Origin of the sequence: Dyella sp. (assembly GCF_035508675.1) — a bacterium.
Classification (GTDB): Bacteria; Pseudomonadota; Gammaproteobacteria; order Xanthomonadales; family Rhodanobacteraceae; genus Dyella_B.
The window spans coordinates 1-9,595 of the sequence record NZ_DATJMN010000248.1; the positions used below are offsets into that span (position 1 = coordinate 1).

Consider the following 9,595-nt stretch of genomic DNA (forward strand, 5'->3'; position numbering starts at 1 on the left):
GATCGAATCGGCCCGCGCGAACGGCTTCAGCAATTTCTGCATCTGGTCAGCGGCGATGTAATGCAGCGGGAACAGCCTTGCTTGCAGCCCTCCCGCCGGCGCTGCCGCGCCGAGACTCGGCGCAACGTTGCCTGCCACAGCCTCCTTTTCCGGCATCACGACATACCGGCCATCGGTTTTCACCAGCGCGTTGTGCGTCCACGACAGCAGCGTTTCCAGGATCGGCATCGCCTGGCTGCTGTCGACCGGCTCGGAGGTGGAGAAGGAGATGTTGCCCTGCACGCCCGGCACGATGGTGTAGTTCTCGTGCAGCAGATCGCCAAGGATGGCTTTCACCACCGCCTGCACCGGCTGGTTCTCGAAATTGAAGGTGACGGCGCCTGCGCCCGCGGCAGGACGCCGCGGCGTAGCAAGCCCGGTCGGTTTCACGAAGTGACCGGTACCCTCCTTGATGCTGGCTACCGCCGGCGCCGGAGGTGTGTTGCTGAGGTTGTTGTTGAGCGGCTCCGGCTGTGGCGCTGGCTTTTCGGTGCCGGCCACGGCTTCGCGTTCCAGCTCGTGGTTGTCTTGCACCATCGGCTTGTTGGCCGCACAGCCGCTCAGGAAGACCGCCAGCGCGATCGCGCCGATGCGCAAGGCATGGCGGGGGTAAGGTTGCATGCGCGTGTGTGACATGTATCAGTGTTCTCCCTGATTCCCTTGCTGCTGTTGTTGCTGCTGTTGGGAACGCTGCTTAAGAATGGCGGCCCTGAGTTTTTGCAAGCGCTCCGCTTGCGCTTCGTTTGCCTGCGGTGACGGACGCATCATCTCGCGGCCTTGCGGCTGCGGTGTTCCCGGCCCCGGCCCTGGTGGCGGGTTCATCGGCACCGCACCCTGCGGCGTGTTGGGTGCGGCCGCCGGCTGATCTATAGGAGCACCGGCAGGCAGCTTCAGTTCCGTGCGTCCGCTGGGCGAGGTAAAAATGGCCGAGCGAGGTAATACCTGGATCAGTTTCCAGTTGCTGTCGGGCAGCGTCGCGCCTTCGCGTACGCTCACTTGTTTGTCGTCATCGCCCTTGCCGTTGACGGGGCCAAGCAAGGCCATGTGCAGCTTGCTCGTGAGGATGATGCCGGTGAGTTGCAGGTCGCCCAGGCTCACCCCCTCGCTGCCACCTTGGGTGACGATAGGCTTGCGGTCGGCGCTGAACAAGGGGTGCTCCCAGGTTTGCGCATAGCTTGACAGCGGCGGCGGGGTGGGCAGTGTCACGGCGCGCGCGGCGGGCAGCGGCGGCACCGGGCGCGGCGGGTCCCAGCTCACGCCACGTCCCGCACCGAACAGCAGCGACACCAGCACTATGCCGAGCACCGCCGTGACAATGCCGAAAGCAGGGGTGAGACGGCGTTGGGCGGCCGCGTTCATTCGTTGTCTCCCGCCGACTGCTCGTTCGGCCCCGCGGCCGGCGGCGTACCGGGCGCGTTGGAGGTGCGCACGTAGCCGGCCAGCGTGAACTGCACTTCCAGCGGCGCGACGTTCTTTTGCTGGTTGACCAGCGGATTGCGGTATACGCTGAAATCCTGCACGAACAGGTACGGCTTGCCTTTTTCGAGCGTGTACAGCAAGCCGATCAGCGGTTGCATATCGCAATGCAGGCTGATGCTGACCACTACCTTCTGGTACGGATCGGTGGAGGCCGTGCCCGGGTTGTTCACCGGCATCTTCTGGCTGACTTCGCAGCTGCCTTCCTGCGCAAACTTGGCGGCATCGTCCACCACGCGCTGCATCAATCCCGCGGAAGCCGCGTTGGGATCGGCTTCGGGCAGGAAGGTGCTGCTGTCGGTCTGGTTGTGACCGAGCTGCTCGATGCGCTTGAGGAATTGCGGCTTCTCGGCAATCGCAGCGGCGTAGCGGCTTTGCGTATCGCGCAAATCGTCCATCTGGCTGTCGATGTCGCGCAGCGGCGCGACGAACCACCAATGCAGCAGCAGGAAATAGGCAAGCACCAGCACGAGCAGCAGCAGGCCGATCGCGGCGACGCGGCTTTCCGCCGGTTTCATGGGGCGCATCTTCATGGCGTGCCTCCTGCGCTGCTGCTGGCGGCTGGCTTGCCGGTGGCTGGCATGTGCAGCTGCGCATCCATGAAGAAGCGCTCTTTGTTGGTGGCCGGGTCGCGCTGGATCACGCCCTGAAAGTTCGCACCGGTGAGCAGCTTGCTGCCCTGCAGGACGTCGATCAATGAAGCGGCTTTCGCGCTCTGGCCCTGGATGCCGACGCGACCGGAACTGTCGACCGTAAAGCGTTCCAGCCAGGTGTCGTCCGGAATGCGCGCGGTGAGGTCCTGCAACACATCCACCACGGCGACAGCATCGGTCTTGCGCTTGGCCAGGAAGCCGGCGGCGCCGGTGCTGTCCTCCAATTGCTTGCGCAACTGCGCGATCTTCTGCGCATCGGCCCGCATGTCGTCGACCTGGGTCTGCATGGCGGCGAGCGCTTCCTGGCGGTTGTTCAGGTATTGGCCCAGGCACAGTACCAGCAGCAACAGCGCGGCGGCGGCAAGCACGAGATTGAGCCGGCGGCGCGGATCGCGATGCGCACGCGCGCGCTCCGGCGGCAGCAGGTTCACGCCGAGGCGGGCGTCGCCCTCGCACAGGTCCACGGCGTCGATGGTGATGCCGGCATTGCGCAGGTGTTCGAGTTTGGCGTCCACCGCGGCGCGCGGGGCGACCACCAGCTCGGCGGCGATGCGGCCGGCGGGCGCGGGGCCTTTCAGTTCGCGCAGGTCGTAGTACACCTGGTCGACGCGGAACGGCGTTTGCCGATCCATTTCGAACGCGCCGATCTGGCGCAGGTTGTCGCGCGCGGCCTCGGGCAACATCAGGCGCCGGCGCAATACCGCCTCCTGCGGCAGGCACAAGGCTAGGCGCAGATCCTGGCGATCAATGCCGGTGACAGTGGCATTCAACAGGGCTTGCTGCTCGGGCGCATCCAGCGTATCGCTCCACGGCGCCGACGCTTGCGGCTGGCCGCTACGACGCACGGACCACTGGCCGTCGTGGTGATGCAGCAGGCACCACACGTTGCCGCCACTGAAAAACGCCTGCCAACGCACCGGTAACAGTGCGCGCAACTCGCCCCACCACCAGGCAAAAAAGCCCGGCAACGGCGAGCTGCGCCATGCACGGCGTGCGCGTTCAAGCTGCGGTTGCAGTGTCTGCGTAGCGGAATTCACTCCCCATCTCCCTCTTGCCAGCGCAGCACCGCAAAAGCCTGCGAGCCAGGCCGATATCCTTGCAAGCGTACCGTGACGCGCAAGATCGCGCGCGTGCCGTCGGCGAGCACGGCCTCTGAACGAATACTATGCGTGATGCCATTGTTGGCGACCAGCCCCGCGGCAGCATTGGCACTCGCCGAAGACGCTGGACGCGCGGCGATGATTGCAGCAGCGTGTTGCAGATCCATGCCAGGAATCGAAGCCAATGCCAGTAGCGGCGCGGTATTGGGATCGGGACTGGCGCGCCCGGACCAGATCGTGACGTACGGCGCAATTTTCGCATACAGATCGGGCGTGATGCCGAGCACCATCTGCAGTTCTTCCACGCTGGCGAACGGGCCGTTGCGCGGACCATAGTCGCGGCCGGCCGCAGTGTAAGCCGCACGGCGCTGTGCGATCTGCTGCGGCGAAATCGGAAAGCTGCGCCAGTCCACAATCGCCTGCGCGATCTGGCTCGCGTGCGGCGCATCGACGCCCGCGTTCAGCAACAGGCGGGTGAGCACATCGGGCGAGGCGGCATTGAGGTCCACCTTGCCGCTTTCCGCGGTGATCGATATTCCGACCTTGGCGTGCTCGAATTCGAACGGGTAGATGCGGCCATCGGCAATCCAGCGGTCGTTGACGTTCGGCGCCTGCAGCGCGTAAATCGCGCGCATCACGCCCGCTTCCGCCGCGTAATGCGCCCGCGCCTGTCCGAATTGAAAGTTGGCCTGCAGGCTTTCCGTGTGCGCCAGCATGGCGTAGCCACCCAGCAGAATGGCGAGCAAGGTGCACGCCCACATCACCAGCAGCAAGGCGACGCCGCGTTCATGCCGGCCAAATGCGCGCATCACGGCACTCCCGGCCCGCGCAAGCCGCGCAGCAAATTGCCGGGCCCCTGCACCGCCGCCGCGTTCACGCGCAAGGGTACGCTCAACATCGGCCATGGACGGCGCTGGTCGAGCGCCAGCTTGATCGTGACCAGATTCGGCATGGTGGTGGGGGCATTCCAGTCGTTCTGCCAATCCATCGGTTGGCCCTGCTGGTTCAGGCCGCGATAGCTGAAACTGCCGTCGATCACGCCATCGAGCAGCACCTGCGGTTCGCCCAGCGGCTTGGGGGCGCTGCCATCCGGCGGCAGCACGGCGAGACTCGCCACCAGTTGCTTGCCATGCTCGCCGTTGACCAGTTTCACTTCGATCAGCTGCGGCCCCATGCGACCGAGATAGCCGGGTAACGGCGCGACAAAGCGCATGCTGTCGCCCGTGCCGACGAAGAACACGCCATTACCATCGCTGTCGCGCGCCATCGGTTGCGCCATCGCCTGCGCCAGCTCGCGGCGCAGGAACTGCTGGGCGGCGCGTATTTCATCCAGCTGCTCGATCTTGACGCTGCCGGCCTGTACGGCGTGCGTCGCCGAGCGCACCCCGGAGTACACGCCCAGCAGCAGCAGCGCGAGCAGGGCCATGGCGGCGAGGACTTCTAAAAGGGTGAAGCCTTTAGCGTAAATCGGGAATCGTAAATCGTGAATCGTGAAAAGCGACGTGCTGCGAACAGGGCGCTTCGTACGTTGCAAGTGGCTGGTATACCGGCGCGCGCTCCACCGTACCGAGCGCATCGCGCCGCGGTTCCGATTGACGATTGACGATTGACGATTCACGGCTCTCACGGCGCATTACTCCCCAAGCGCAGCGTGCTGAAGCGCGCCGTGTGCTCGAACGGCGCCGAACCCCACATCACGTCCAGATCGAGCTTGTACAGCCGGAATGCATACGGCGTACCTGCCGGCCCGCTGTTCGGCACTGCCCACGGTGTCACCTGCAGGCGCCAGCGGTAACGCTTGTCGAAGTTGCCTTGTGTTACGCCGGGCTGCAGCGGCTCCAGCACAAAGCTCGTATCCAGCGCCGAGCGCGCCCACAAGGCCGCCTGGGTATAGTCGGACGACTTTTGCGTAAGCCTGATCGAGCCGCCAGCCACTTGCATCAGCGCACCAAAGGCGATCGCCAGCAGCATGATGGCGGCAATCACTTCCAGCAGGCTGAATCCGTGGGCGTGGCGACGCCGTCCGTGATGAAGCACGGCGCTCACGTGTGCTTCGCCGTATCGAAAATAGTGATGGCGCCGGTCAGCCATGACACATTGACGTGCCATTCGCGCTGGCCGCTGCGCAAGGTGATGCGCCCGCCGGTGGAACTGCCATCGGGAAAGAAACGAATGCGCGCGATCTGGCCGGCGGATTGGTCGCTGGCCGCGCTGGTGACGGAAAGCTCCAAGCCCTTCGGCAAACGTACGTCGCGCTTGTCCGCACCGCGATAGATTTCGCTGTTCGTATCTACTTCGAACACGCGCTGCTCACCGTGCATGATCGCCTGTGTGCGCGTCGCGCGCAGCGATGCGGCCAGTTCGCCTGCGGCGGCATTGATGCGTGCACTGGCCAGGCCGTGCGCCACCGAGATCGACACCGCCGCGGCGGCGATGCCGATGAGGATGATGACGGCAAGCATTTCGAGCAAGGTGAAGCCTTGTTGGCGGCAATCGGGCATCGGGCATCGGGCACCGCGAAAAGCCAACCGTGGAGCGCCGCGATGCAGCGCCCACGATTCACGATCCACACTTGCCGCTCCCCGCCGATTCATTACTGCCAATTCCCCACATCCGCGTCATAGCCCTCCCCGCCGGGCTTGCCATCGCGGCCATAGAAAATCAGGTCGTAGTTGCCATGCTCGCCGGGGTACTTGTAGCCAAAGTCGTGGCCCCACGGGTCCTTCAGCTGCGACGGCTTGACGTACGGCCCCTGCCAGTTGGTGGCATTGGCGGGCTTGCTGACCAGGTCCGACAACTGCGCGGGCGGCGAGCCATTGTCCAGGGCGTAGGCATCGACGGCCTGGCTGAGGGTGGTGAGCTGGGCCTTGCCGGCGCCGAACTTGCCTTTGTCCACGCTGCTGCCGACCTGACGCACCACGATGGCGCCGACGATGCCGATCAGCACGATCACCGCCAGCATTTCCAGCAAGGTGAAACCTGCGCTGCGGTGGGGATGGCGCAGCTGCCGCGTCCGTGGATATCTGTACTGCATAGGTTGGTTTCTCCGTATCGAAGCGTGGAATAAAAAGTTATGCACGTCGGACAACGCCGCTCACTGGATGTTGCTGGTAAGGCTGAGCAGCGGCAGCAGGATGGCGGCCATGATGATGGCCACAAAGAACGTCATCACGATGGTAAGCGCCGGCACCAGCGCGGCCAGCAGGCGATCGATGGAGCGGCGGCTTTCGAGCTCGAAGGTATCGGCCACTTTCAGCAGCATGGTGTCGAGCTGTCCGGCCTCCTCACCCACCTGCACCATCTGGATCGCCAGGCGCGGGAAGCGCTGCGATTGGCCGAGCGCCAGGCTGAGGCCGTTGCCGCCTTTCACCATCTCGGTGGCCTGCACCAGGGATTCGTCCAGCGCGCGATTGGAGGTGACCATGCGCGCGATGCTCAAGGCGGAAAGCAGCGGAACGCCGTTCTTCACTAGCGTGCCCAGCGTGCGCGCGAGGCGTGCGGTTTCCACCTTCAGCACCAGCGGCCCGATCAGGCGGATCTTCAATAGCCGATCGTGCCAGGCCAGGCGCGACACCGGATCGCGCATGCGCGCACGCCACGCCATGACGCCACCGACCACGATCACGATGATCAGCCACCACCAGTCCTGCATCGTGGTGCCCAGGGCGAGCACGGCGCGGGTAATCCAGGGAATCGGCACCTGCATGTCCTGGAAGATCGGCACGAACTGGGGCACCACGTATGTAAGCAGCAACAGCAGCGAACCGAAGACGCCAACCATCAGGAAGGCCGGATAGATCAGCGCATTGATGATACTGCCGCGCAGTTGCTGCGTGCGTTCGAGATAGTCGGCCAGACGGCGCAAGGTATCTTCCAGCGAACCACCCACTTCGCCCGCGCGCACCAGTGCAATGTAGAGCTTGGGGAATACGCCGTGTTCCTCGTCCATCGCTTGCGACAGCGGCGTGCCGCCGCGCACGCGATCGCGCACGCGCTCGATCAGTTTTTTTGCGTGCTCGCCTTCAGGCAGATCCATCAGGATGCCAAGCGCGCGATCCAAGGGTTGCCCTGCACCGAGCAGCGTGGCCAGCTGATGCGTGAATTGCGCCAGCTGGTCGCCGTTGAAAGGACCACGCTTGAACAAGCGGGCAAGCCCGCCACCGGCGCCCTCCGCATCGGCTGGCTTGGCTTCCAGCGGTGTATGCCCCTGGTCCTGCAGGCGTACGATGACTTCATCGAGGCTGGCCGCCTCCATCTGTCCTTGCACGATCTCGCCGGAGGCGCTGACGGCGCGGTAGCGGAATTGGCTCATATCAAGAATGGCTCTTTGCGTTCTCTCCCCGGAGGGGAGAGAACGTCACGGCGAAATGGGTCTGCCTGCTAGCCTTCCTGCGTAACACGCAACACCTCCTCGATGGTGGTGATGCCCGCCACCGCCTTGGCGATACCGTCCTCATACATCGTGCGCATGCCTTCGGCGCGCGCCTGGCGTTCGATTTCGCTGGCGTCGGCGCGCTGCATGACCAGGCGGCGCAGGGCATCGCTCATCACCAAAAACTCCATGATGGCGCGGCGGCCACGGTAGCCGGTGGGATTGGACGCGCTGGTGCCGGGTTTCCACAAGCGAATCGGACGTTCGTTGGTGTATTTCTCCAGCTCGAATTCGGCGACGACTTCCGGCGGCGCTTCGTAGGGGACGGCAGTTTCCGGATCGAGCCGGCGCACCAGGCGCTGCGCCAGGATGCCGTTGACGGTGGAGCCCAGCAGGTAATCTTCCACGCCCATGTCGAGCAGGCGCGTCACGCCGCCCGATGCGCTGTTGGTGTGCAGCGTGGACAGCACCAGGTGACCGGTCAGCGCGGACTGGATCGCGATGCGGCAGGTTTCCAGGTCGCGCATTTCGCCGATCATGATCACGTCCGGGTCCTGGCGCATGATCGAGCGCAGCGCGTTGGCGAAGTCCAGGCCGATCTGCGGTTTCACCTGGATCTGGTTGATGCCTTCGAGCTGGTATTCCACCGGATCTTCCACGGTGATGATCTTCACGCCCGGCGTGTTGATCTTCGACAGCGCGGTGTAGAGCGTGGTGGTTTTGCCCGAACCGGTAGGGCCGGTGACCAACAGGATGCCGTGCGGACGCTCCAGCACGTCGATGAAGCGTTGCTGGAAGCTGTCGGTGAAACCCAGCGAGGCGAAATCGAACACTACCGTTTCGCGGTCCAGGATACGCATCACCACCGATTCGCCGAAACTGGTCGGCACGGTGGAGACGCGCAGGTCCAGCTCCTTGCCTTGCACGCGCAACTGGATGCGGCCGTCCTGCGGCAGGCGCCGCTCGGCAATGTTGAGCTTGGCCATGATCTTCACGCGGCTGATCACCGCCGCGGTGGAGCTGGAAGGCGGCGCCTCCACTTCATGCAGCACGCCGTCGATGCGGTAGCGCACTTTCAGGCGATTTTCGAACGGCTCGATATGCACGTCCGACGCGCGCTGCTCCACTGCACGCTGCAGGATCAGGTTCACCAGGCGAATGACCGGCGCTTCGGAAGCCAGGTCGCGCAGGTGCTCCACGTCCTCTTCTTCCGCGCTGCTGCCGTCGAGGTTTTCCACGATGGTGCCCATCGCGGAGCGGCCCTGGCCGTAGTAGCGCTCGATGAGATCGTCGATTTCCGAGCGGATGCCGATGCACAAGGACACCGGCTTGCCCGAGGCAAGCTGCACGGCGTGCAGCGGGTAAGGGTCGGCAGGGTCGGCGACGATCAGCACGATGCCGTCTTCGCCCGCACGGACGGGCACCACATGCTGCTGCTTGAGAAAGCGCACCGACAAGTCGAGATCGGTGGGTGGCATGTCCGGCGCATCGCGCGCCGCCAACAGTGGCGCGTGCAGGAGCTCGGCCCAGGCTTCGGCCAAATCGCGTTCGGATACCAGGCCCAGCCGGGCGAGCAAGGCAGTGAGCGTGCCCTCGGGGGCTTCCTCATGCAGGCGTTTGGCACGCGCCAGGTCGTTGTCTTTCAAACGGCCGCGCGCGACCAGCAGTGCGCACACGGCTGATTCGTGGTCTTCCGTGGCTTGGTTCGTCCCTATGGACGCCGGCTTCAAGGCTGCCGACATGATTCCACCCCGTGAGGTTTAGCTATGTGAGGATGCTGCCCACCCAACGCCCGCGCGTGGAAAGGCGATTCCCATTGGTAACACACCCCAAAGGGGCTGGCGAGCCTAACTTCGCGACCGCGTTCACGTGCTAAGAGACTGTGAAGACGCATGCAACGGCATGGATCAGGCCGTTCACGGATGAGACAATCGAAGTTTTGAAGGGTTCTCCAT

The 9,595-nt window shown here is 64.4% G+C and carries 10 protein-coding genes and 1 pseudogene; all 11 read right to left on the reverse strand.

Translation table 11 applies throughout. The features are described 5' to 3' along the window. Window positions 1–675, reverse strand: a pseudogene (locus VMA74_RS13025) (type II secretion system protein GspD); the annotation flags it as partial. Window positions 676–678: 3 nt separating this feature from the next. After that, window positions 679–1,398 (reverse strand): hypothetical protein, encoded by a 720-nt coding sequence (locus tag VMA74_RS13030; RefSeq protein WP_325367605.1) that lies wholly within the window; start codon window positions 1,396–1,398, stop codon window positions 679–681. Beyond that, on the reverse strand, window positions 1,395–2,048 hold the full coding sequence (gspM, locus tag VMA74_RS13035) for a type II secretion system protein GspM (RefSeq protein ID WP_325367606.1): 654 nt from the start codon (window positions 2,046–2,048) through the stop codon (window positions 1,395–1,397). Before gspM ends, VMA74_RS13030 begins: the two co-directional genes overlap by 4 nt. Further along, window positions 2,045–3,205, reverse strand: a complete 1,161-nt coding sequence (locus tag VMA74_RS13040; RefSeq protein ID WP_325367607.1) for a PilN domain-containing protein — start codon at window positions 3,203–3,205, stop codon at window positions 2,045–2,047. Before VMA74_RS13040 ends, gspM begins: the two co-directional genes overlap by 4 nt. Continuing rightward, the gene (locus VMA74_RS13045) at window positions 3,202–4,077 is read right to left on the reverse strand and encodes a type II secretion system protein GspK (protein WP_325367609.1); all 876 of its coding nucleotides are present in this window, start codon (window positions 4,075–4,077) and stop codon (window positions 3,202–3,204) included. Before VMA74_RS13045 ends, VMA74_RS13040 begins: the two co-directional genes overlap by 4 nt. Beyond that, window positions 4,077–4,757: a prepilin-type N-terminal cleavage/methylation domain-containing protein gene (locus VMA74_RS13050; RefSeq protein WP_349255551.1), complete on the reverse strand. Its 681-nt coding sequence runs from the start codon at window positions 4,755–4,757 to the stop codon at window positions 4,077–4,079. The genes VMA74_RS13045 and VMA74_RS13050 overlap by 1 nt, the downstream gene beginning before the upstream one ends. Before the next feature lie 134 nt (window positions 4,758–4,891). After that, complete coding sequence (locus VMA74_RS13055; protein ID WP_325367613.1) at window positions 4,892–5,314, reverse strand: type II secretion system protein; 423 nt, start codon at window positions 5,312–5,314, stop codon at window positions 4,892–4,894. Beyond that, window positions 5,311–5,769: a GspH/FimT family pseudopilin gene (locus tag VMA74_RS13060; protein WP_325367615.1), complete on the reverse strand. Its 459-nt coding sequence runs from the start codon at window positions 5,767–5,769 to the stop codon at window positions 5,311–5,313. Before VMA74_RS13060 ends, VMA74_RS13055 begins: the two co-directional genes overlap by 4 nt. 92 nt (window positions 5,770–5,861) lie before the next feature. Next, window positions 5,862–6,302, reverse strand: a complete 441-nt coding sequence (gene gspG / locus VMA74_RS13065) for a type II secretion system major pseudopilin GspG (RefSeq protein ID WP_325367617.1) — start codon at window positions 6,300–6,302, stop codon at window positions 5,862–5,864. A 60-nt stretch (window positions 6,303–6,362) separates the two neighbouring features. After that, on the reverse strand, window positions 6,363–7,580 hold the full coding sequence (gene gspF, locus VMA74_RS13070; RefSeq protein WP_325367619.1) for a type II secretion system inner membrane protein GspF: 1,218 nt from the start codon (window positions 7,578–7,580) through the stop codon (window positions 6,363–6,365). Between the two features lie 68 nt (window positions 7,581–7,648). Then, window positions 7,649–9,382, reverse strand: a complete 1,734-nt coding sequence (gene gspE, locus VMA74_RS13075; protein WP_325367621.1) for a type II secretion system ATPase GspE — start codon at window positions 9,380–9,382, stop codon at window positions 7,649–7,651. Window positions 9,383–9,595 lie beyond the last annotated feature (213 nt).

Bases quoted from the DNA above. Each gene is read 5' to 3' on its own strand.
- VMA74_RS13030 (WP_325367605.1), bottom strand. From the start codon at position 1,398: ATGAACGCGGCCGCCCAACGCCGTCTCACCCCTGCTTTCGGCATTGTC.
- gspM (WP_325367606.1), bottom strand. From the start codon at position 2,048: ATGAAGATGCGCCCCATGAAACCGGCGGAAAGCCGCGTCGCCGCGATC.
- VMA74_RS13045 (WP_325367609.1), bottom strand. From the start codon at position 4,077: ATGCGCGCATTTGGCCGGCATGAACGCGGCGTCGCCTTGCTGCTGGTG.
- VMA74_RS13060 (WP_325367615.1), bottom strand. From the start codon at position 5,769: ATGCCCGATTGCCGCCAACAAGGCTTCACCTTGCTCGAAATGCTTGCC.
- gspG (WP_325367617.1), bottom strand. From the start codon at position 6,302: ATGCAGTACAGATATCCACGGACGCGGCAGCTGCGCCATCCCCACCGC.
- gspF (WP_325367619.1), bottom strand. From the start codon at position 7,580: ATGAGCCAATTCCGCTACCGCGCCGTCAGCGCCTCCGGCGAGATCGTG.
- gspE (WP_325367621.1), bottom strand. From the start codon at position 9,382: ATGTCGGCAGCCTTGAAGCCGGCGTCCATAGGGACGAACCAAGCCACG.